Annotated in this window: 20 protein-coding genes and 1 riboswitch; of the genes, 13 read left to right on the top strand and 7 right to left on the bottom strand. The window is 72.0% G+C overall.

The window, feature by feature from the left end; all coding sequences use genetic code 11:
- Positions 1-94 precede the first annotated feature (94 nt).
- On the bottom strand, positions 95-1,039 hold the full coding sequence (locus tag FHS29_RS28915; RefSeq protein WP_312865144.1) for an aldo/keto reductase: 945 nt from the start codon (positions 1,037-1,039) through the stop codon (positions 95-97).
- Between the two features lie 58 nt (positions 1,040-1,097).
- Between FHS29_RS28915 and FHS29_RS28910 the strand changes: the two genes are divergently transcribed.
- The 4 genes from FHS29_RS28910 to FHS29_RS28895 all read left to right on the top strand — a co-directional run bounded on the left by FHS29_RS28910 (position 1,098) and on the right by FHS29_RS28895 (position 3,491).
- Complete coding sequence (locus FHS29_RS28910) at positions 1,098-1,754, top strand: M50 family metallopeptidase (protein WP_184695957.1); 657 nt, start codon at positions 1,098-1,100, stop codon at positions 1,752-1,754.
- A gap of 173 nt (positions 1,755-1,927) precedes the next feature.
- The gene (locus tag FHS29_RS28905) at positions 1,928-2,896 is read left to right on the top strand and encodes a TIGR03557 family F420-dependent LLM class oxidoreductase (RefSeq protein WP_184695956.1); all 969 of its coding nucleotides are present in this window, start codon (positions 1,928-1,930) and stop codon (positions 2,894-2,896) included.
- Complete coding sequence (locus FHS29_RS28900) at positions 2,893-3,105, top strand: hypothetical protein (RefSeq protein ID WP_184695954.1); 213 nt, start codon at positions 2,893-2,895, stop codon at positions 3,103-3,105. The genes FHS29_RS28905 and FHS29_RS28900 overlap by 4 nt, the downstream gene beginning before the upstream one ends.
- Positions 3,106-3,197: 92 nt before the next feature.
- Positions 3,198-3,491, top strand: a complete 294-nt coding sequence (locus FHS29_RS28895) for a WhiB family transcriptional regulator (RefSeq protein WP_184695952.1) — start codon at positions 3,198-3,200, stop codon at positions 3,489-3,491.
- Positions 3,492-3,808: 317 nt separating this feature from the next.
- On the opposite strand, the gene FHS29_RS28890 is transcribed toward FHS29_RS28895, so the two are convergent.
- Entirely contained in the window at positions 3,809-4,597 is a 789-nt protein-coding gene (locus FHS29_RS28890) for a SigB/SigF/SigG family RNA polymerase sigma factor (protein ID WP_184695950.1), read from the bottom strand.
- The gene (locus tag FHS29_RS28885) at positions 4,594-5,019 is read right to left on the bottom strand and encodes an ATP-binding protein (RefSeq protein WP_312865143.1); all 426 of its coding nucleotides are present in this window, start codon (positions 5,017-5,019) and stop codon (positions 4,594-4,596) included. Before FHS29_RS28885 ends, FHS29_RS28890 begins: the two co-directional genes overlap by 4 nt.
- 127 nt (positions 5,020-5,146) lie before the next feature.
- Between FHS29_RS28885 and FHS29_RS28880 the strand changes: the two genes are divergently transcribed.
- Positions 5,147-5,956, top strand: coding sequence for an ATP-binding protein (locus FHS29_RS28880; RefSeq protein ID WP_184695947.1), 810 nt, complete (start codon positions 5,147-5,149; stop codon positions 5,954-5,956).
- Here the strand turns inward: FHS29_RS28880 and FHS29_RS37860 are convergent.
- Positions 5,892-6,320, bottom strand: a complete 429-nt coding sequence (locus FHS29_RS37860; RefSeq protein WP_184695945.1) for an STAS domain-containing protein — start codon at positions 6,318-6,320, stop codon at positions 5,892-5,894. The two genes, FHS29_RS28880 and FHS29_RS37860, sit on opposite strands and share 65 nt — an antisense overlap.
- A gap of 438 nt (positions 6,321-6,758) precedes the next feature.
- On the opposite strand from FHS29_RS37860, the gene FHS29_RS28870 reads away from it, so the two are divergent.
- From FHS29_RS28870 to gcvP, 8 genes are all read left to right on the top strand, one after another.
- Complete coding sequence (locus FHS29_RS28870) at positions 6,759-6,998, top strand: hypothetical protein (RefSeq protein ID WP_184695943.1); 240 nt, start codon at positions 6,759-6,761, stop codon at positions 6,996-6,998.
- Between the two features lie 289 nt (positions 6,999-7,287).
- On the top strand, positions 7,288-7,872 hold the full coding sequence (gene clsA, locus FHS29_RS28865; RefSeq protein WP_184695941.1) for a cardiolipin synthase ClsA: 585 nt from the start codon (positions 7,288-7,290) through the stop codon (positions 7,870-7,872).
- A gap of 39 nt (positions 7,873-7,911) precedes the next feature.
- On the top strand, positions 7,912-8,313 hold the full coding sequence (gene gcvH / locus FHS29_RS28860; RefSeq protein ID WP_184695939.1) for a glycine cleavage system protein GcvH: 402 nt from the start codon (positions 7,912-7,914) through the stop codon (positions 8,311-8,313).
- A gap of 113 nt (positions 8,314-8,426) precedes the next feature.
- Complete coding sequence (gene garA, locus FHS29_RS28855) at positions 8,427-8,891, top strand: glycogen accumulation regulator GarA (RefSeq protein WP_184695937.1); 465 nt, start codon at positions 8,427-8,429, stop codon at positions 8,889-8,891.
- Entirely contained in the window at positions 8,888-9,703 is an 816-nt protein-coding gene (gene ftsR / locus FHS29_RS28850; RefSeq protein ID WP_184695935.1) for a transcriptional regulator FtsR, read from the top strand. The genes garA and ftsR overlap by 4 nt, the downstream gene beginning before the upstream one ends.
- Before the next feature lie 143 nt (positions 9,704-9,846).
- On the top strand, positions 9,847-10,320 hold the full coding sequence (locus FHS29_RS28845; RefSeq protein WP_033427967.1) for a bifunctional nuclease family protein: 474 nt from the start codon (positions 9,847-9,849) through the stop codon (positions 10,318-10,320).
- A gap of 776 nt (positions 10,321-11,096) precedes the next feature.
- On the top strand, positions 11,097-11,663 hold the full coding sequence (locus FHS29_RS28840) for a MerR family transcriptional regulator (protein ID WP_184695933.1): 567 nt from the start codon (positions 11,097-11,099) through the stop codon (positions 11,661-11,663).
- A 110-nt stretch (positions 11,664-11,773) separates the two neighbouring features.
- A riboswitch (glycine riboswitch) is annotated at positions 11,774-11,866 on the top strand.
- Positions 11,867-12,019: 153 nt separating this feature from the next.
- Positions 12,020-14,908: an aminomethyl-transferring glycine dehydrogenase gene (gcvP, locus tag FHS29_RS28835; RefSeq protein WP_184695931.1), complete on the top strand. Its 2,889-nt coding sequence runs from the start codon at positions 12,020-12,022 to the stop codon at positions 14,906-14,908.
- Positions 14,909-14,947: 39 nt separating this feature from the next.
- On the opposite strand, the gene FHS29_RS28830 is transcribed toward gcvP, so the two are convergent.
- The 3 genes from FHS29_RS28830 to FHS29_RS28820 form a co-directional block, all read right to left on the bottom strand.
- Positions 14,948-18,226: a hypothetical protein gene (locus FHS29_RS28830; protein WP_184695929.1), complete on the bottom strand. Its 3,279-nt coding sequence runs from the start codon at positions 18,224-18,226 to the stop codon at positions 14,948-14,950.
- Positions 18,227-18,376: 150 nt separating this feature from the next.
- Positions 18,377-20,155 (bottom strand): VWA domain-containing protein, encoded by a 1,779-nt coding sequence (locus tag FHS29_RS28825; RefSeq protein WP_184695927.1) that lies wholly within the window; start codon positions 20,153-20,155, stop codon positions 18,377-18,379.
- A 93-nt stretch (positions 20,156-20,248) separates the two neighbouring features.
- On the bottom strand, positions 20,249-21,124 hold the full coding sequence (locus FHS29_RS28820; RefSeq protein ID WP_184695925.1) for a 3-methyladenine DNA glycosylase: 876 nt from the start codon (positions 21,122-21,124) through the stop codon (positions 20,249-20,251).
- Between the last annotated feature and the right edge of the window lies 1 nt (position 21,125).

Here is a 21,125-nt window from a genome sequence, read left to right as displayed (position 1 = left end):
CGACCGACAAAGCCGACGAGGAGGGGCACCGTCCACTGCGGACGGTGCCCCTCCTCTCGCTGTGCGCCCCTTCCCGTCGTGCGGTCGCCTTCCGCTACGCGGCCCCGTCCAGGCGGGCGACCTGGTCGTCGTCGAGTTCCAGGTCGAACGCACCGAGCGACTCGTCCAGCTGGGCCACCGAACTGGCACCCACGATCGGCGTGACGCCCTGCCGCACCAGCCAGGCCAGCACCACCTGGTTCACCGTCGCGCCCAGCTCCGCCGCGATCTCGTGCAGCACGGCCAGCCGCCGCGTGGTGCCGGGGTGGTGGTAGCCCTCGCCCAACGGCTTGTCCCGGTACGCGCCGGACAGCAGCGGCGAGTACGCCAGCAGCGCCACGTCGCCCTCGGTCTTCGCGTAGTCGAACAGCTCCTCGGTCATGTGCACGTGCGCCCACTCGGGCAGCTTCACGTGCGGCCGGGGTCGCAGGTAGCTGTACCGCTGCTGCACGGCCGTGTACAGCGGCCAGCCGTTCGCCCGTGACACGGCACGTGCCCGCTCCAGCCGCCAGGTGGCGTGGTTGCTCGCCCCGATCTCACGGACCGCCCCGGCCTCCACGAGTGCGGCGAACCCGCCCAGGGTGTCCTCCAGCGGAACCGACCGGTCCTCGACGTGGCTGTAGTACAGGTCGATCCGGTCCGTGCCCAGCCGCTTCAGGCTGTCCTCGGCGGCACGGCGCACGGTCGCGCCGGACAGGCCCTCCGCGTCCTCCAGGCCCGCGCCCGGCGTGCGCGGCCGGGCCCCCAGCTTGGTCGCGATGACCACGTCGTCCCGGTTGCCGCGCGCGGCCAGCCAGCGGCCGATGGTCTCCTCGCTCTCGTCGCCCGTGCCGCCGTCCCAGAACACGTAGTTGTTCGCGGTGTCCAGGAAGGTCCCGCCGGCCGCGACGAACCGGTCGAGGATCGCGAACGACGTCCGCTCGTCCACGTGCTTGCCGAACGGCAGCGTGCCCAGGCACAGGGCGCTGACCCGGAGAGAACCGATGTGCTGTGGTTTCACGGCCCTGAGCCTGGATGCTGGACCGCGCTCCAGGTCAAGCCTGGCATCCTGGACGGCGATGTCGACACTCACGCAGTGGGCGCCCGCCGTGCTCGCCCTGGTCCTGGTGGCCAGTCCCGGTATCTGGCGGTTCAGCCGCAACACGATCACCATCGCGCACGAGGGCGGCCACGCCCTGGTCGCGCTGCTCACCGGCCGCCGGCTGGAGGGCATCAAGCTGAACGCGGACACGTCCGGCGTGACCGTGTCGCGCGGCAGGCCGACCGGACTCGCCGTGGTGCTCATGTACGTCGCCGGGTACGTGACCCCGTCGCTGCTCGGCCTCGGTGCGGCGGCGCTGGTCACCGCCGAGCAGGTGCGCCCGCTGCTGTGGGCGACGGTGGTGCTGCTGGCCGGGATGCTGATCATGATCCGCAACCTGTTCGGCGTGCTGTCGGTGGTGCTGACCGGCGCGGTGATGTTCGCCGTGTCCTGGTACGCCACGGCGGAGTGGCAGGCGGCGTTCGCGCTGTTCGTGGCGTGGTTCCTGCTGCTGGGCGGGGTGCGGCCGGTGGGGGAGCTGCAGAGCCGCCGGCTGCGCGGGCGGGCACCGCACTCCGACGCCGACCAGCTGGCCCGGATCACCCGCGTGCCGGGCCTGCTCTGGGTGCTGCTGTTCGCCGTGGTCACCATCGGCGCGCTGCTGCTCGGCGGTCGGATGCTGCTACCGCTGTGACCTCCCGGGCACCCGGTGTGCCGGTGCTCCGATCCGGGACGGACCGCTGCCCGGGCCGCCGTCATTCGACCAGGTGAAAGCCACCGCCGAAGGCGTGCCCGAACGCGTGGGACGTGGTGCGCGGAGCCGTCCGCACCGAGGTTCAGGAGGCCCTGCGCGGGTAACCGACGCCCATGGTCAGCATCGGTTACTTCCTGTCGTGCGAGGAGCACGGACCACGTGAACTCGTCCGGCAGGCCCGCCGGGCGCAGGACGCCGGTTTCGAACGGCTGTGGATCTCCGACCACTACCACCCGTGGAACGACGAACAGGGCGAGAGCCCGTTCGTGTGGTCGGTGATCGGCGCGCTGTCCGAGGCGACGACCCTGCCCGTCACCACCGGCGTCACGTGTCCCACGGTACGCATCCACCCGGCCGTCATCGCCCAGGCCGCCGCCACCGCCGCCGTGCAGCTCGAAGGCCGGTTCGTGCTCGGCGTCGGCTCGGGCGAGGCCCTCAACGAGCACATCCTCGGCGACCCCTGGCCCTCCGCGCCGCGCAGGCTGGAGATGCTGGAGGAGGCCGTCGAGGTGATCCGCAAGCTGCACACCGGCGAGGACGTCGAGCACCGCGGCAAGCACTACACCGTCGAGAACGCGCGGATCTACACGCTGCCCGACGAGCCGGTGCCGATCTACGTCTCCGCGTTCGGCCCGAAGGCCGCCACGCTGGCCGGGCGGATCGGCGACGGCCTGTGCAGCACCATGCCGGACGAGTCGCTGGTCAACAAGTTCCACGAGACCGGCGGCCACGGCAAGCCCACCCAGGCGGGCTTCAAGGTGTGCTACGCCCCGACCGCCGACGAGGGCGTCGAGACGGCACACCGGCTGTGGCCCAACGAGCACCTGCCCGGCGAACTCGCCCAGGTGCTGCCCACGCCGCGGCACTTCGAGCAGGCGTCGACCCTGGTCACCAAGGAGATGGTGGCGCAGGCCCCGCTGCCGGTCGGCCCCGACCCGGAGCCGTACGTCAAGGCCGTGCGGGAGTACGCCGACGCGGGCTACGACGAGGTGTACGTGCAGCAGATCGGTCCCCTCCAGGACGAGTTCTTCGAGTTCTGGGTCCGCGAGGTCGCCCCGCAGATCGACGGGCGCGCGCGATGACCGACCTCGACGAGCGACCCCTCGGCGAGGTCGGGCAGTCGGACGGGGACCAACCCGGCGTGGACCCGCCGGAGGAAGGCGTCGACCCGGTCGGGCACCGGAGCGCCGCAGACCGCCGCACGACGCCCCGTGAGCAGCGGGAAGGCGGGGCGTCGGACGGGCGGCCGGCCCGGGAGAACCCGGAGCGTGAGCCGGGTGAGCCGGGGTAACCCGATTGGGTTCCGACACGTTTGTCCGCCCCATCCGCCGGGGTACGCAGTGATCAGCGACTGAACCGACTCCAGCAGGGGGTACGTCCGAAATGACCAGCACCGCACGCCTGCCCAAGCCCGTGACCGATGTCTGGGACTGGCAGAAGGAAGGCCTCTGCCGGGGCCGGGACAGTGCCGTCTTCTTCCACCCGGACAACGAGCGCGGCTCCGCCCGCGCGGCACGCGAGGAGCGTGCCAAGCAGCTGTGCGGGCGCTGCCCGGTGCTGCTCCAGTGCCGTGAGCACGCCCTGGCCGTCCAGGAGCCCTACGGCGTCTGGGGCGGCATGGGCGAGGACGAGCGGCGGCGCATCATCGCCGCGGCACGCCGTCGAGTCGCCGCCTGACACCCGACCACGTGCACCCGGCGGCCGAAACCCCCTCGGCGGACCAGGCGCTCGAAGCGACAAGCGTTGGCAGCCACCAGCCGCCCGGAGTGTCCGGGCGCACGGTGCGACCGGAGCGGTCGAAGCGGAGCGTTCGAAGCGAAGAAGCGGAGCGTTCGAAGCGAACAGGCCCCGGACTGCGATTGCGAGCAGTCCGAGGCCTTTCCACACCGGGCGCAGGCAGGCCCGGACAGCAGAAAGCCGCGCGCGACCAGGAACCCGTCGCGCGCGGCCGGTCAGCCCGACCACCGCGCGGTCAGGCCTCCACGAAGCCACGCCTACTCGGTCAGCCCGTCACGCAACTGCCGCAGCGTCTTGGCCAGCAGCCGTGACACGTGCATCTGCGAGATGCCGACCTTCTGCGCGATCTGAGTCTGCGTCATGTTCCCGAAGAACCGCATGACGACGATCTTGCGCTCCCGCTCGGGCAGCTTCTCCAGCAGCGGGTGCAGTGCCTCCCGCTGCTCGATCGCCTCCAGCTCGGGGTCCTCCTCGCCCAGCGTGCTGCCCAGCGAGATGGAGCTGTCGTCGGCCACCAGCAGGTCGTCCAGCGACGCGCTGTGGTAGGCGTTGCCCGCCGCGAGGCCCTCGTGGATCTCGTCGCGCGACAACCCCAGGTGCTCGGCCAGCTCCGAGGGCGTGGGAGCCCGCCCCAGCTGCTGCGACAGCCGGGCCGACCCGGCGTTGATGGCCAGGTGCAGCTCCTTGAGCCGGCGCGGCATCCGCACCGACCAGCTGGAGTCGCGGAAGTACTTCCGCACCTCGCCCATGATCGTCGGCACGGCGAACGACAGGAAGTCGCTGCCCCGCTCCGGATCGAACCGGTCGACCGCGTTGATCAGGCCGACCGTCGCCACCTGCACCAGGTCGTCGTAGGGCTCGCCGCGGTGGCCGAACCGGCGGGCGATGTGCCGCGCCACCGGCAGGTGCTCGGTGACCAGCTCGTCGCGCAGCCGCTCCCGCTGGGGGTCGCCCTCGGCCGTCGCGGCCAGCCGGACGAACAGCGGCGCCAGGTGGTCGTAGTCCCCCTGCGAACGAGTGGTGCCCCCGTTTTCGGATGCCGTCACGCGGTCCCCTGCGAACGCTTGACGAGGTCGATGTGCACTTCGTAGGCATCCGACCGGGGTGCCACCCACGTGGTCACCGAGTCCACCAGGGCGCTGAGCACCCGCCAGCCGAAGCTGTCCCGGTCCGGCGGCGCCGAACGCTTCGACCCGACCGCGGTGAATACCTGGACGGCCCCGTTCACCACGATGAACCGCGCGCTCAGCACGGTGCTCGGGGCGGCCAGCGAGATAAGCGTGGAGCACGCCTCGTCCACCGCCAGCTTCAAGTCCTCGATCGAGTCGAGGTCGAAGTCCTGGCGCATGGCGATGTCCGCCGCCACCGCCCGGACGATCGACAACTGCGTGGGGTCGGCGGCCATCCGCAGTTCCACCCCGGCCAAGGGGTCATCCGACTCGCCGCTCAGCGGCTCCGTGTGCGACACGCTCACCTCATCGTCCGTTCCTGTTTCGCTGGTGCTGAAGCTATCGATACCCGAACTGATCCAACCTCACACGTGTAAGGCCCGCCCGTGCCGGGAAGACTGGTTGGTGCGCCATGGGGAGGGCCTCTTGACCGATCGACTCGCGGACCACCACTGGCGAGTGGAGATCCCGGCGGACGCCGGGCGGCTCGCGGTGGTCCGATCGCGACTGGACACGTGGTTGCTCGAACTGGGGGTGTCCGAAGACGACCGGTACGACCTGATCATCGCGGTCAACGAGGCCGTGAGCAATGCCGTCGAGCACGCGTACCAGGACAACGACCCCGGTGTCGTGCGCATCGAGGGCGAGGTGCGCCCGGACGGCAGGGTGAGCGTCCGGGTGGCCGACGACGGCCGCTGGCGCGTGCCGCCGGTCGAGCTGTCCGACCGGGGCCGCGGCCTGCTGCTCATGCGGGAGAACGTGGACGAGGTGCACGTCGAGCGCACGCCCACCGGGACGAGCGTCACCCTCGTGTTCGCGCCACGGCACGCCGCGCGGGGCATTCCCACCCATGCACCGACCGATCAGGTCCTGGTCTCCGCGCACGACGGGTGGGTGGAGGTCGTGGTGGTCGGCGACGTCCCGGTCCGCGCGGGGCCCGCCGTCCGGCGCCGCATCCTCACCGCCGCTCGCGGTGGGACCGTGCCGATCGTGGTGGACCTGCGCGGCCTGGGGGACCGCAACGAGGGGCTGGTGCGCAGCCTGCGCGCGGTGGCCGAGGCGGCCGCCGCGGCGGACAACCGGGTGGTGGTGCGCGCCCCGGACGAGGGTTCCGTGCTCACCGCGCTCGTCGCCGCGGGCATCGACCAGGTCGTCGACCTGGTGACGCACGCTAGCCCACCGACGAACCGCCGCCGTCCGCCGCCAGTGCCTCCGCCACCGAGCCGTACACGCTGAACACCTCGCCCAGACCGGTCGCCGCCAGCGGTCGGATCACCGCCCGCTTCACCGCCACCACGCGGAACGCCGTGCCCCGGCGCTTCGCGTGCTGGGAGGCCTCCACCAGCACCGCGAGGCCGGCCGAGCCGAGGAAGCTGACGCCGGAGAGGTCCAGCACCAGCGTGCTGCCGTCGTCCAGCCTGCTCAGCACGTCCGCCCGCAGCTCGGGCGCGGTCAGCATGTCGATCTCCCCGGTGGCGGCCACCACGGTGACGCCGTCGGCGGGGCTCTCGACCGAGCGGACGACCTGCCCGGTCCGCGCGTTCTCCGAGGCGGACCCGGCTCCGCTCGTCGCCACGACGTTCGGATCCTGAACCGTCACGAGGGTCTCCTCTTCACCTGGTACCTCTGGGGAGGGAAGCCCAGGCGTGCGGACGCGCCGAGCACGTAAAAACGCAGCGTGGCGGCACTTCATGGCCCGTAAGCCGGAGCTTCCCCGGCGCGGCTGTTGGCTCAACCGCTGCGCCACCCACCGTACGGAGCCCTTCCGGGCACCACAAGCGGGCAGATGGCGCCTTGATCAGTACCAGTGTAATCGCGCGTTCGGCGTGCGGCCGGTGGCGCACGGTGAACGGTTTGGACACGGGGTCGCCGGCTACACCTCAGGGGAAGGTTCTCGCGCAACTCGGCGACCGAACCGCCCGATAAACGAGACCTGCCGCTGATCGGAGGTGGCGGACGCCACAGTTCGCGCAGAATCCTGAGCGGGGGATAACGCCGCGAAGGCCGCAGGCGACTCCCTACATGGAGGGGATTGACGATGAGCACCGGAACGGAAACCGAGTCCGAGCCCGCGAAGCGCAGGGCGGCGCGCGCCGGCTCCAGCGGCGCGGGATCGCTGCCCACCGCCCCGTGCAGCGTGGTCTGGAGCAAGGGCCACGCCTACGTGCTCGAAGGTTTCCGCGCCCGCTGGGTGGGCGTGGACGACCGCGGTCGCCCGCAGGCCCTCAGCGGCGAGCAGTTGCAGCGCCGCGGCTGGAGCCGCACCCGATCCCACTGAAAAGGGGGGTCGACCCGGGGCGAACGCTCGGGCTCCCCGCGCGTGACGCGTCGGATCCCCCGAGTCCCGAGGTTCGTCGATTCGGTGAGAGTTCCTCGATCCCCGTGAAAAAGTTTCGTGGAGATCGTTGATCCGGGCACTGCCGTGTGACTGAATGGTTTGCCCTGCTTACGCACGGCAACCAGGCGAGGGTTCGTCGGGATTTCCCGGACGACGGATTCGAGCCGGAAGCGCGGTGTTCGTCGGCTCCTCCCGACACGGGGGACGGCAGCCTCTACAGTTCCCGGTTGTGCAGGATCCCGCCGACCGGCTGCTCACCATCCCGAACGCGCTCAGCGTGCTGCGCCTGCTCGGCGTGCCGCTGTTCCTGTACCTGCTGCTCGGTCCGCACGCCGACGGCTGGGCGCTGGTCGTGCTGATCGCGGCCGGGCTGTCGGACTGGCTGGACGGCAAGGTCGCGCGCTGGCTGAACCAGATGAGCAAGCTCGGCGCGCTGCTCGACCCGGCCGCCGACCGGCTGTACATCCTGGCCACCCTGGTGGCGTTCGTGGTGCGCGACATCGTCCCGCTGTGGGTGGCGGTGGTGCTGGTGAGCCGCGAGATCGTGGTCGGCGCGTGCCTGCCGGTGCTGCGCGCCCGCGGGTACGGGCCGTTCGAGGTCAGCTACCTGGGCAAGGGCGCCACGTTCAACCTGCTGTACGCGTTCCCCATGCTGCTGCTCGCGCAGGGCACGTCGACCGCCGCGCAGATCGCCCGCCCGGTCGCCTACGCGTTCATGGTGTGGGGCGGCGCGCTGTACCTGTGGTCCGGGGCCTTGTACGTCTACCAGTTCTTCCTCGCACTACGGAGACCGCCGGGGGTCGCGCCGGTCTGAACCGGTCGTGGGAAGATCCGGCAGCGAAGATCCACCGTCATGAAGGAGCACACCGCGGTGATTCCCGAGGAGCTCAAGTACACCGAGGAACATGAGTGGGTGCTGCGCACCGGTGAGGACACCGTGCGCGTCGGCATCACCGACTACGCCCAAGAACAACTTGGTGACGTCGTGTTCGTCCAGCTCCCGGAGCTCGGTGAGCAGGTGAGCGCAGGTCAGACGCTTGGTGAGGTGGAGTCCACGAAGAGCGTGTCCGACATCTACGCGCCGCTCGCGGGCGAGGTCGTCACCCGCAACGACGCGCTGGACCAGCAGCCCGACCTGGTCAACACCGACCCGTACGGCGAGGGGTGGATGGTGGAGCTGCGGTTGACCGACCCCACCGCGGTCGACGACCTGCTCGACGCCGCCGCGTACCAGGAGCTGGCGGCCTCGGAGTGACGTCGATCTTCCGGCGGCTCTTCGGTCGGTGGGGGAGCCGCTCCTCAGACCAGGGTTCGGGCACGATAGGTTCTAGCGGTCTCGACGGTTCCAGCAGCAGGAGGAGAGCTCAGGTGAGCACGAACGACGGGCCAGGCGTTCCGCCCGAGCAGTCCCCGGAGCGGACCTCCGTTTTCCGGGCCGACTTCCTCGCCGAGGTCGAGGGCGCCGAGGCGCCCGCCCAGGAGCCGGCCGTCGCCGGCGTCGACGCACTTCCCTCCGGGTCCGCCCTGCTCGTGGTCAAGCGCGGTCCGAACGCGGGATCGAGGTTCCTGCTGGACCGCGACACCACCAGCGCGGGTCGGCACCCCGACAGCGACATCTTCCTCGACGACGTGACGGTGTCCCGCCGGCACGCCGAGTTCCGTCGCGAGGGCGGCGAGTTCGTGGTGATCGACGTGGGCAGCCTCAACGGCACCTACGTCAACCGCGAGCCCGTCGACCAGGCGGTCCTCGCCAACGGCGACGAGGTGCAGATCGGCAAGTTCCGCCTCGTGTTCCTGACCGGTCCGGGCGCCGGGGGTCAGGGGGCGCAGTGACGGCGGCCGGGCGGCCACAGCGCGGGGGGTCGAGCATCGGCGCGGTGCTCGCGCAGTTGCGATCGGAATTCCCCGACGTCACGATCTCCAAGATCCGTTTCCTGGAGTCGGAGGGCTTGGTCCGCCCGGCCCGCACCGCCTCGGGGTACCGCCAGTTCACCTCGGCGGACGTCGAGCGGTTGAGGTACGTCCTGGCGGCCCAGCGCGATCGGTACCTGCCGCTGAAGGTCATCAGGGAGCAGTTGGACGCGGCGGACGCCGGGGTGCCGGTCCGGGCGCTGAGGGCGGTGGACGGGGCTTCTCCGGGTGTTGCCGGGGGAGCCTCCGGTAGTGGCTCCGCGAGTGCTGCCGGTGTTGGAGCTGCCGGTGTTGGAGCTGCTGGGGCTGCCGGGAGCGGGCCGGGGATGCCCGCGGCGGAGCAGTTCGGCGGGCCGGTGCACCGGATGACGCGGGACGAGCTGCTGGTCCGGACCGGGCTGGAGCCGTCGGTGCTGGCCGAGCTGGAGCAGAACGGCCTGATCCGGGCGGGTGTGTACGACCAGGATTCGGTCCAGGTCGCGGCGACCGTGCGAGCCATGGCCGAGTACGGCCTGGACCCCCGTCAGCTGCGCGGGTTCCGGGCGGCGGCCGACCGCGAGGTCGGCCTGGTGGAGCAGGTGGTCACCCCGCTGTACCGGCAGCGCGACCCGCGCGCGCGTGGCAGGGCCGACGAAGCGGTCCGCGAGCTGGCGGCGCTTTCCGTAACGCTGCACACACTGCTGGTGAAGGCCGGCCTCCGCGACGTCGCAGGTAACCGCGTTTCACCCAGGTGACCACGTGTCCGCATCGTGATCCGGGATCCGCGGGCGGTTGCGCACAAGGCCCGCTTGGCGGGTAGCGTCGAAAGGGTAGGTGGGGGATCCTCGTTCGTAGCGGGGACGCCAGAATTTCAGCGCGCTGAGGGAGGCGAGACCCGATGAGCGAGATGCGCGTCGTGGGCGTGCGGGTGGAACTGCCCGCCAACCAGCCGATCCTGTTGCTGCGCGAGACCGAGGGCGAGCGCTACCTGCCGATCTGGATCGGCTCTGTCGAAGCCACTGCCATCGCCCTGGAGCAGCAGGGTGTGCGGCCGGCGCGTCCGTTGACGCACGACCTGCTCAAGGACGTGATCGGGGCGTTGGGGCGGCAGCTCGAACAGGTCCGGATCACGGATCTCCAGGAGGGCACGTACTTCGCGGAGCTGGTGTTCGACGGTGACGTGCGGGTGTCGGCGCGGCCGAGTGACTCGGTGGCGCTGGCGCTGCGGATCGGGGTGCCGATCCACGCGGAGGAGTCGGTGCTGGCCGAGGCCGGGCTGATCATTCCGGACGAGCAGGAGGACGAGGTGGAGAAGTTCCGCGAGTTCCTCGACTCGGTGTCGCCGGAGGACTTCCGGGGCGCGGATACGTAAGGGCGGGCTCGGCGGAGGTACGTCGGGCGGGCCCGGCGGAAGCCGCGCCGTTGTGCTGCTGCGGCTCGCGTGCTGTTGCCGTTCTGGGTTTGATGGGCTTTGAGCTGCGGTTGCGCGCTCGGCGAGTGGATCGCGGATGGGTGAGGTCTGAAGAGCGTCCTCGCCGGACGGGCAGACCGCCAAGGATCTCCACAAGAGCCCTGCAAAGCTCTTCGAGCTTTGGGGCGTGGGTTTGCGTGTCATCCCCGTATGGCCAGGTCAAAGACAACCACATGCGTCAAGGGCAGATCGTGAAGCGGGTGCGGTGGTCGCGGGTGTCGATCTGCCCTTGACACATGCGGTTCGCTGCGCGCAGGCCATACGGGGATGACACGCAGAGGGACTGGTGTGCGCCGGCGCGCCGAGGCTGCCCCGCATCGCATTGGGGTGGCCACGAGGGGCCGGTGTCCAGCCGCGAGTTGGAGCGGCCCCTCGTGGTGTTTGCGGTGCGTTGTGGATCTGCGCCGCGTGCCACCCCCCGGTGTCACACCATTGGATTACACAACGTCAGGGCTGATCGGCTAAACGATCACTAAACGTCGCCCGAATGGCTTACGTCGGGCGACTCTCTCAACGTCAGGTTGAGGTTTAGGTGCGACACGCTCAGCGCGTCGCGTTGACCTGCCCCCTAGGCGGTCTTACCGTCGAACTCAGGTGAATTGCCACGGTGTGATTCAGCGCCGAGGCGGCTTCACGTTGGTCGCCGGCTGTCGTGGCCGGACCGAGGGGAGGCAGGCGTGGTCGAGGAAGCGCCCATCCGGGCCGGAACCGGTGAACAGGGTGAGCTGTTCCCGGACTCCTCGCTGCCGGACGAGCTCGTCGGCTATCGCGGGCCCGCCGCGTGCCAGATCGCCGGCATCACCTACCGCCAGCTCGACTACTGGGCGCGCACCGGACTGGTCGACCCGACCATAAGGAGTGCCCAGGGCTCCGGTAGTCAGCGGCTCTACTCGTTCAAGGACATCCTCGTCCTCAAGGTCGTCAAGCGGCTGCTGGACACCGGGGTCTCGTTGCAGAACATCCGGGTGGCGGTCGACCACCTGCGGCGGCGGGGGGTGCAGGACCTGGCCCGGATCACGTTGTTCAGCGACGGGACGACGGTCTACGAGTGCACCTCGCCGGAGGAGGTCGTGGACCTGCTCCAGGGCGGGCAGGGGGTGTTCGGGATCGCGGTCAGCGGGGCGATGCGGGAGATCAGCGGGACGATCCACGAGTTCCCGGCCGAGCGGGCGGACGGGCTGGAGATCGACGAGACGCCGAACGACGAGTTGTCGCGCCGGCGGCGCACGCGGGCGATCGGGTGAGCCGGCCGGGCGGGTACGGCGGTGCACGGGTGCGTCCGGGGTGTTGAGATCCGTGTCGCGTCCGTGAGTGGGTTCCAGTGCCTGCCGGGTACCATTCGCGGGTAGTCGCTTTATCCCGTGCGGGAGAGTCCGAGACCTGGTCTCGGCGCCGAAGGAGCAAATCCTCCCCGGAACCTCTCAGGCGCAAGGACCGCGCGGGTGAGACGCCTCTGGAAAGCGGGTCGGTTCGCCGACCCCGCCGACGGTGCAAGCCCGGTCCCGAAAAGGCCGGGTGAAGCTCTCAGGCGCCCGGTTCGGGCGGAAGACAGAGGGGGAGGCAACGGCAGAAGTGTGTCCGTAGCCCCGGAGGCGTATCTATGTCGCAGGACCGCATCCCCCTCGCCGCTCTCGAGCACGGCACGCCCTTCGCCGACCGCCACGTCGGTCCGCGCCCGGCCGAGTTGGCCCGCATCCTCGACGTCATCGGCGTCGGCTCGCTGGAGGAACTGGCCCAGCGGGCGGTGCCCGAGTCGATCCGGGAGCGCGACCTGGTGCTGGACCTGCCCGCGCCGGCCACGGAGACCGAGGCGCTGGCCGAGCTGCGCGCCCTGGCGGGCCGGAACCGGCCGCGCAAGCAGATGATCGGCCTCGGCTACTACGGCACCATCACGCCACCGGTGATCCGCCGCAACGTGCTGGAGAGCCCGGCCTGGTACACCGCGTACACGCCGTACCAGCCGGAGATCTCGCAGGGGCGGCTGGAGGCGCTGCTGAACTTCCAGACCGCGGTGTCCGACCTGACCGGGCTGGCGCTGGCCAACGCGTCGATGCTGGACGAGTCCACGGCCGCCGCCGAGGCGATGACGCTGGTCCGCCGGGCCGGGCGGAACAAGTCGAACCGGTTCGTGGTGGACGCGGACACGCTGCCGCAGACGCTGGCGGTGATCGAGACCCGCGCCGAGCCGCTGGGCATCGAGGTCGTCACGGCCGACCTGTCGCAGGGGCTGGAGGGGCTGGGCCTCGGCGGCGACTTCTTCGGCGTGCTGCTGTCCTACCCCGGCGCGTCCGGCGTGGTGCGGGACCAGCAGGCGCTGGTCGAGGAGATCCACGCGGCCGGTGCGCAGGCGGTGGTCGCGGCCGACCTGCTGGCGTTGACGCTGCTGCGCCCGCCCGGCGAGATCGGCGTGGACGTCGTGGTCGGCACGACCCAGCGGTTCGGGGTGCCGGTCGGGTTCGGCGGTCCGCACGCCGGCTACATGGCGGTGCGGCAGGGACTGGAGCGGCAGCTGCCGGGGCGCCTGGTGGGCGTGTCCGTGGACGCGGACGGCAACCCGGCCTACCGGTTGGCGTTGCAGACGCGCGAGCAGCACATCCGGCGGGAGAAGGCGACCAGCAACATCTGCACCGCGCAGGTCCTGCTGGCGGTGATCGCGTCGATGTACGCGGTCTACCACGGCCCCGAGGGGCTCAAGGCGATCGCGACCCGGGCGCACCGGATGGCCACGGTGCTGGCCGCCGGGCTGTGCGAGAACGGTGTGGAGGTCGTGCACGGCGAGTTCTTCGACACCGTGCGGGCCCGCGTCGAAGGGCGGGCGGCCGAGGTCGTCGCCACCGCGCGCGACCTGGGCGTGAACCTGTGGCAGGTGGACGCGGACACGGTGTCCGTCGCCTGTGACGAGACCACCACCCGCGAGGACCTGTCCGCGGTGTGGAAGGCGTTCGGCGTCACGGTGGCCGACGTCGACGGCCTGGACGCGGACACCGCCGACGGCATCCCCGCCGACCTGCGCCGCACCACCGACTACCTGACCCACCCGGTCTTCCACGCGCACCGCTCCGAGACCGCGCTGCTGCGCTACCTCCGCCGGCTGTCGGACAAGGACGTCGCGCTGGACCGCAGCATGATCCCGCTCGGCTCGTGCACCATGAAGCTCAACGCCACCGCCGAGATGGAGCCGATCACCTGGCCGGAGTTCGCCGAGCTGCACCCGTTCGCGCCCGCCGAGGACGCCGAGGGCCTGCTGTCCGTGGTCGGAGACCTGGAGGCGTGGCTGGCCGAGGTCACCGGGTACGACGCGGTGTCGTTGCAGCCGAACGCGGGCAGCCAGGGCGAGTTCGCGGGCCTGCTGGCGATCCGCGCCTACCACCGCTCGCGGGACGAGGCGCACCGCGACGTGTGCCTGATCCCGTCGTCCGCGCACGGCACGAACGCCGCGTCCGCCGTCATGGCCGGTATGCGCGTGGTCGTGGTGAAGTGCGACGACAAGGGCAACATCGACCTGGACCACCTGCGGACCACGGTCCACGAGCACCGCGACGACCTCGCCGCGATCATGCTCACCTACCCGTCGACGCACGGCGTGTACGAGGACACCGTGCGCGAGGTGTGCGGCCTGGTGCACGACGCGGGCGGCCAGGTGTACGTGGACGGCGCGAACCTCAACGCGCTGATCGGCCTCGCCCGGTACGGCAAGTTCGGCTCGGACGTCTCGCACCTGAACCTGCACAAGACGTTCTGCATCCCGCACGGCGGCGGTGGCCCCGGTGTCGGCCCGATCGGCGTGCGGTCGCACCTCGCGCCGTTCCTGCCCAACCACCCGCTCCAGCCGTCGGCCGGTCCGGAGACCGGTGTGGGCCCGATCAGCGGCGCGCCCTGGGGCTCGGCGTCGATCCTGCCGATCTCGTGGGCGTACGTGCGGATGATGGGCGGCGACGGCCTGCGCCGGGCGACCCTGACCGCGGTCGCGGCGGCCAACTACGTGGCCCGCAGGCTGGACGAGCACTTCCCGGTCCTCTACACGGGCGAAGGCGGCTTCGTCGCCCACGAGTGCATCCTGGACCTGCGACCCATCACCAAGGCGACCGGCGTGACCGTGGACGACGTGGCCAAGCGGCTGGCGGACTACGGCCTGCACGCGCCGACCATGTCGTTCCCGGTGGCGGGCACGCTGATGGTGGAGCCGACGGAGAGCGAGGACCTCGCCGAGATCGACCGGTTCATCGACGCGATGATCGCGATCAAGGGCGAGATCGACCGGGTCGGCTCGGGCGAGTGGCCGGCCGACGACAACCCGCTGCGCAACGCCCCGCACACGGCCGCGGCCGTCACCGGCGAGTGGGACCACCCGTACAGCCGGGAGGTGGCGGTGTTCCCGGTGGGCACGTCCGCGCCGAAGGCCTGGCCCCCGGTGCGCCGCATCGACGGTGCCAAGGGCGACCGCAACCTGGTCTGCTCCTGCCCGCCGGTCTCCGCCTACGGGAGCTGACCTCGGAGTGGGGCCGGCGGGTGCTCGCGCGCCCGCCGGCTACCGGTGCGGTCGTCGGCAGAGGTCGAGCGTCTGACGGGCGAGCAGGGCCTCCCCGGTGAACACGTCGGGCGCTTCGTCCTCCAGCTCGGTGAACAGCCCGACGGCTTCGTCCGCCGCCGCGCCCGCCTCGTCCAGCTCGGTGCCGGCGGCGAGCCGCACCGCCGCGTAGATCCGCAGCGCCTGCGCGAGGGACGACCGGACGCGCAGCTCCGCCCGGCCGAACCGGCGCAACAGGGCGACGGCCGCGGCGGTGTGCGCCAGGGCCGGTTCGGACTGCCGCAGGCGGCCGTGCAGCGAGCCCATGCGGGTGAACGCGCCGGCGAGGTGGAACGTGATGGTGCCCGCGACCCGCGGGCTCGGCGGGACGACGTCGCCGCCCAGCAGTCTGAGGTAGCCGTTCGCCTCCTCGCGGTAGACCTCGATCGCCCCGGCCAGGTCGCCCGCCTCCACCAGCTCGCCGGTGCGCTGGTCGAGGAGCGCGGCGGCCAGGTCGAACGCCCCGTCGGCGCTGAAGTCGAACGTCGGGATGTCCAGCCGCCGTGCCTCGCGGGTCAGCGGGTGCTGGTCGGGCGGACCCGACGGAGGGCCTCCGGCGAGCCGTTCCCCGGCTTCGGCGTGGCCCACGACGGCGGCTCGCCGGTACCAGTCGCGCGCGGTCCGGTGGTCGCCCCCGCGTGCTTTGAGGTCGCCGAGCCGGACCATCGCGTCCAGGTGACCGGACTCGGCGGCCCTGGTGAGGCTCGGTTCGGCCTTGTCCGGGGTGCCCTGGTCGTCGAGCAGCGCGCCGAGACCGTAGTCGCCCTCGACGTCGCCCAGTCCGGCGACTTCGCGGTACCACTCCTCGGCCGCGTGCTCGTCGCCCTGCCGGACGAGCAGGCCGGCCAGGCGGATCATCGCGTTCGGCGCACCCGCCAGCGCGCCCCGGTGGTACCAGTCCTTCGCCTCGGCGAGCCGGCCCTGCCGTTCGCACAGCGCGCCGAGGTCGAACAGGGCGGCCGTGACGCCGTGGTCGACGGCTTCGCGCCACCGGCGTTCCGCTTCCGCCGGACGTGACCCGACGACCAGCCGGCCGAGGTCGACCATGGCGTAGGCGTGCCCCGACCGGGCGGCCTTCCGGTAGTGGCGCCTGGCTTTGCGGTGCTTGCCCTCCTCGGCGTACCGGACGCCGCGCCGGAACAGCGCGTCGGTGTCGACGGACCGCCCGGTGCGCCGGTACCACCGCTGTGAACCGGGTTTCAGGGCCTCCAGCCGGGCCACGGCCGAGGCGAGTTCCCGTTCGTGGGTGAGCGGGTCGACGGCGGCGAGCCGCCGGTAGATCGCCACCGCCTCCTCCAGCGGCTGGGCGTCGCCGGTCAGGTGGCCGAGGTTGGCCAGGGCGTCGGCGAGCGCCGGCCGGTGCGCCTTGGGGTGCTCCGAGACCAGTTCGCGGTACCGGACGACGGCTTCTTCGGCCGCTGCCCGGTCGTGGGCCAACGCGCTGAACGTGACCAGCGAGCGGGCCAGTGCGGGGCGGTGGGCGCGGGAGTTGCGGCGGACGAGGTCCTGGTTGACCGCGACCGCTTCCCGGGCGGCGGCCAGTGCCTGCTGCGGTCCGGCTCCGGTCGGGTGGACCGTCGGCGTGGTCGGGGCACGCCCCGGTCCGGCGGTGGCCTCGGCGCGGCGGGTGCAGGCCAGTCCTTGTTCGCGGTGGCCCAGCGCGGTCAGCCACCGGCCGAGGTCGGCGAGGGCTTCGGTGGGGTCGCCCAGGTCCGGGAGCGCCCGCCAGGCGGCCCGCACGGCGTCTTCGAGGCGGCCGGCGTTGGCGAGTCGCCTGCCGAGGACCTGTAGCCGGAGGGGGTCGTCGGTCGTGACGCGTTCGGTGACGGCGGCCATGCCGACGTCCAGGTCCACGTCGGAACCGGGTGGGAAGGTCGACTCCACGGCTCGCAGTGCGGCGTCGTCGACCGGCGTCGCGGCCAGGGCTTCGAGTGCGGCGCCGCCCTCGCGGACGGCGACCTCGGGGTGGGCGTGCAGCAGGTCGGCGATCCGGGGCACGACGTGCGGCCAGCGCTCGGCGGCGGCGGTGAGCACGGTGAGGGTGCGGCGGTTGGCCGGTGTGCCGTCCAGTTCGAGCGCCGCCAGGGCGGTGAGCAGGGTCGGGGTCCACGGTTCGGCGTCGAAGCCGCGGGCCCGGTGGCCGGGCAGCAGCAGGGCCAGGAAGTCCTCCGCGAGCCGGTCGGGGTAGAGCGGTTCGAGGACCTCGGTCGGGTTGTGCGGCGGGTAGCACGAGCGGTGGTCGCGCAGGGTGCTCGCGGACGAGGGGAGTCGCAGGCCGTCGAGCAGCGCCTCGCCCCGGTGCCCCGGGACGGGGCCGGCCAGGACCGCGGCGGCCACCACGCGCTGCAGGTCGGCCGGGTCGGTCCGGAAGCCGTCCCGCTCGGCCAGTTCGCGCCAGCCGCGGTGTTCGCGGCGCAGCAGGTAGGCGGCCATGCCCTCGGGGTCGGTGGGCACGCCGGTCGTGCGCTCGCGGGCCTCCATGACGGTGACCAGCGCGGCCATGTGCAGGGTGAGCACGGAACCGAAGGCGCGGCCGGACAGCGACGTCGGGGGCCCGTCGGACGTCGGCGCGCCCAGCACCTCGCCGAAGCGGTCGCGGGCCGTGGTGAAGGCCGGTGCGCGGTCGTGCTCGGCGAGGGCGTCCAGGGGGAGCGCGTCGACCTGCCAGCCCAGGTTCTCCGCCTTGCCCGCGACGGCCTGCCACCAGCCGGCCGTGCGGGCGATCAGCAGCACGCGGGCGCGGCCGTCCCGGTCCGCCAGGCCCTCCAGCAGCGCGGCCAGGTGCCGGTACGGCCAGCGGTCGGCGTAGTCCACCAGCACCAGCACGTCTCCGGCGGGCTTCGCCGCCGAGCCGGGGGAGTCGCGGGCCGCGAACACCGCCCACCCGGCGTCGCCGGACAGCTCGGCGAACCGGGCGGCGAGCCGGGTCTTGCCCTGCCCGCCCGGCCCGTGCAGCAGGAGCACCGACAGCCTCGGGTTGGCGTCCCGCCACGAGGCCAGCTCGCGCAGCTCACCGGCCCGCCCGCCGAACGGCACCACCCGCCCGGCCGCGTTCAGCAGCAGGCTGGGCTGCCGGTGGGGGACGGCGGGCAGCGGGGTCGGGACGGCCGACCACGGCTCGATCCGGAACGGCGGTGGTGGTCCGAAGTGGACGTCGCCGTAGATGTCGCGGGCCTGCACGACGTTGCCGTGGACGTCTTGGACGTGGTTGACGACCGGTCCGTCTGGTACTTCCCCCAACCCCGCACCTCCCGCAGCAGTACACCTGCCGCGGCTTCGGCTCTCAATAGCCCGGGTGGCTGCATCCGGGCAGGCCGGAGGCGGTCGTGCACCGCGTGTGCCGCACCGGTCGGCGCCACCGCGGCGACTCCGTGGCCGACCGGACGGGCTTCAGGCCGACAGCAGCTGCGCCAGCGCCGCGTCCACCCCGCGCCCGTCGTCCACCACCGACAGCGTCCCGCCCGTCGACCGGGTGAGTTCGCCCAGCGGCTGCCGCTCCGGGGCCGGGCCGATGGCCAGCACGCTGATCGCGATGTCCTTGCCCTCCTGCTTGAGCCCCTTCAGCTCCGCCTTCAGCTGGTCGAACGTCAGCCCGCCGTCGTTGGCCCCGTCGGTGAGCACGATGATCCGGTTCCGCTTGCCCGGCTGGTAGTTCTCCAGCGTCTTCGAGTACAGCGCCACCAGGCTGGTGTAGAGCTGGGTCGCGCTCTGCGGGCGCAGGGCGCCCACCCCGTCCAGCAGCTGCTGCTTCTGCCCGGTGACCGGTCCGGTGGCCACCAGCTGCCGGTAGGGCTTCTCGCCGTCCAGCGACCGGGAGAACTCCCACAGCCCCAGCGAGCCCGACACCGACCGGTTGACCTGACCGGACAGCGCGTCCTTCACCCAGGTCATGCGCGACTTGCCGTCGCCGCCGGGCTCCTCCATCGACTTGGACGTGTCCACCAGCACGGTGACCACCTGGCCGTCGTCGGCGGTCGCCCACGCGGCGGAGATCTGCTGGGTGGTGTTGGCGTCGGCGGGCACCAGCTTGTCGGTCATGGTCGCCCAGCGGATGCCCGGCGACGGCTTGGGCCGCTCGGTGGTCGCGTCCACCCGCAGGCCCGCCACGGCCAGCGCCTTCTGCTGCTCGGCCTCCAGCAGGAACTCCCGGAACTCCTGCGACGCCCGCACCTGCGCCTCGCCCACCCAGTCGCCCGCGAGCGGCACGAACGGGAAGTCCGCGACCGGGGACGGACCGCCCGGCGCCACCCCGTAGAGCGGCTGCAACGGCGGCGTGCCGCTGTCCTTCCCGGTGTTGTGCCGGTACAGGTCGACCTCGAACACCGGCACCGCGCTGAAGCCCGGCCCGTTGACCGCCGGCTTGTCGGCCAGCAGCGACAACGCGCCCCACGTGGTGGCGGGTGTCTGCGCGGGCTTGGACGCGGTGAGCCTGCCCAGGGTGGCCTTGACCGGGTCCAGCGCCAGCACGTCGGTGGTCACCGGGCCCTTGCCGTCCGGGCTCGCACCGGCCAGCGCGGACTGGATCGCCATCGCGGTCGCCGCGTTCGTGGCCGGGTCGGGCATGGCGACCTTGAAGTCGCCCCACTCCGGCTTGCCGAGCCGGGTCCAGCCGCCCGCCGCCGACGTCACCTCCGGCAGGTCCGTCCAGCGGAACCCGACGCCCGCCTGCAACGCCTGCGCGCCCTCCTGGGGCAGCGCCAGCAGCACCGGGCTGGCCGCGATGGACACCGGCTGCGCGCCCAGCAGCGCGCGGTTCTGCGCGGCGAGCCGGTTCGCCCACAGCATCGAGTCGGTGACCCACGCGTGCGGGCGTTCGCCGATCTTGGCCTCGTCCCAGCCCTGGGTCAGGCCCTGGAGCACGACCTCGGAGTCGATGGACTGCACCTCGACCCGGATGCAGTGGTCGTAGACGACCGGGCGCTGCTCGCTCCACGACTCGGCGACGTGCCGCACCGCTTCGGCGACACTGGGCGTCGCGGCGATCCGCAGCAGCGCTTCGCCCTCCCGGCAGTCACCGGCCTGGGCTTCCGCCCGGCGTTCCACGACACCGCCCACCCACGTCCAGGCGAGGTACCCGAGGACCAGCAGGGCGACCACGCCGACGATCGCGACGGGCCACGTGGCGATTCCGCGCCGCACCTTCGTCCGCAGCGCGCGATGTCGAGACATCGTCTTCCCTCTCAACGTCGACTACGGCTGGCGAATCCCGACCGGCGTCACGCTAACAGGTGAAGTCTGGGGAACGGGTGAAGTGACGTTGTGTTATCCGAAGGTGACGGGAGGCGCGAGAAAAGTCCGGGTGAGCTCGATTAGCGCAATCCGCAGCGGTGCGGCGGCTTCGGCGAACGCGCTCTGTCGCCGCACGTATTCGGCGCGTCCATCGGCGGTCTCGATCGGCACCGGCGGGTAACCGAGTGCGCGCAAATCGTAAGGGCTGGCGCGCATGTCGAGTTCGCGGACCGCGAGAGCGAGTTCGAAGCAGTCCGCCATCAGGTCCGACGGCGTGGCCGGATCGAGCTTGTAGCACCACTTGAACAGGTCCATGGACACGTGCAGGCAGCCCGGCTGCTCCATGCGGACCTGCGTCTCCCGGGTGGGCTGGACGACGTTCAGCGGACGCGCCTCGGGCGTGAAGAACCTGAACGCGTCGAAGTGGCTGCACTGGACCTTCTGCGCTTCCACCACGGCGTCCGTGCCCGCACCACCCAGCCGCAACGGCCACGCCTCGTGCCGCACCCGGTCGGACCGGTAGACCATCGCCCACTCGTGCAGGCCGAAGCAGCCCAGGCGCGGGGCGCGGGAGGCGGTGGCGGTGAGCAGCCGGTGCACGAACTCGACGGTGCTCGCGCGTTCCCGGGCGAAGGCCTCGACGTCCAGCGTCACACCGTCGTCGGTCTGCTTGTACGCGGGCCGGCGCAGGTACTCCTTCGCGGCGTCGCCGGCGAGGACGACGTTCGGCCCGGGGTGCCAGCGCTCCAGCCGCGACGGGCGGTGCGAGTAGTACGAGAACAGGAAGTCCAGCACCGGGTGCTTCTCTCCGCGCGCCCTGCGCTCGTGGTGCGGGACCGTCCAGGCGCGGACGCGCTCGGTGTGGGCGTCCCGGAGCGCGGTCCACTCGGCTTCGGGCAGGACACGCACC

Origin of the sequence: Saccharothrix tamanrassetensis (assembly GCF_014203665.1) — a bacterium.
GTDB lineage: Bacteria > Actinomycetota > Actinomycetes > Mycobacteriales > Pseudonocardiaceae > Actinosynnema > Actinosynnema tamanrassetense.
The sequence above is the reverse complement of the archived record's forward strand: the minus strand, read 5'-3'. Positions and strand labels throughout refer to the sequence as shown.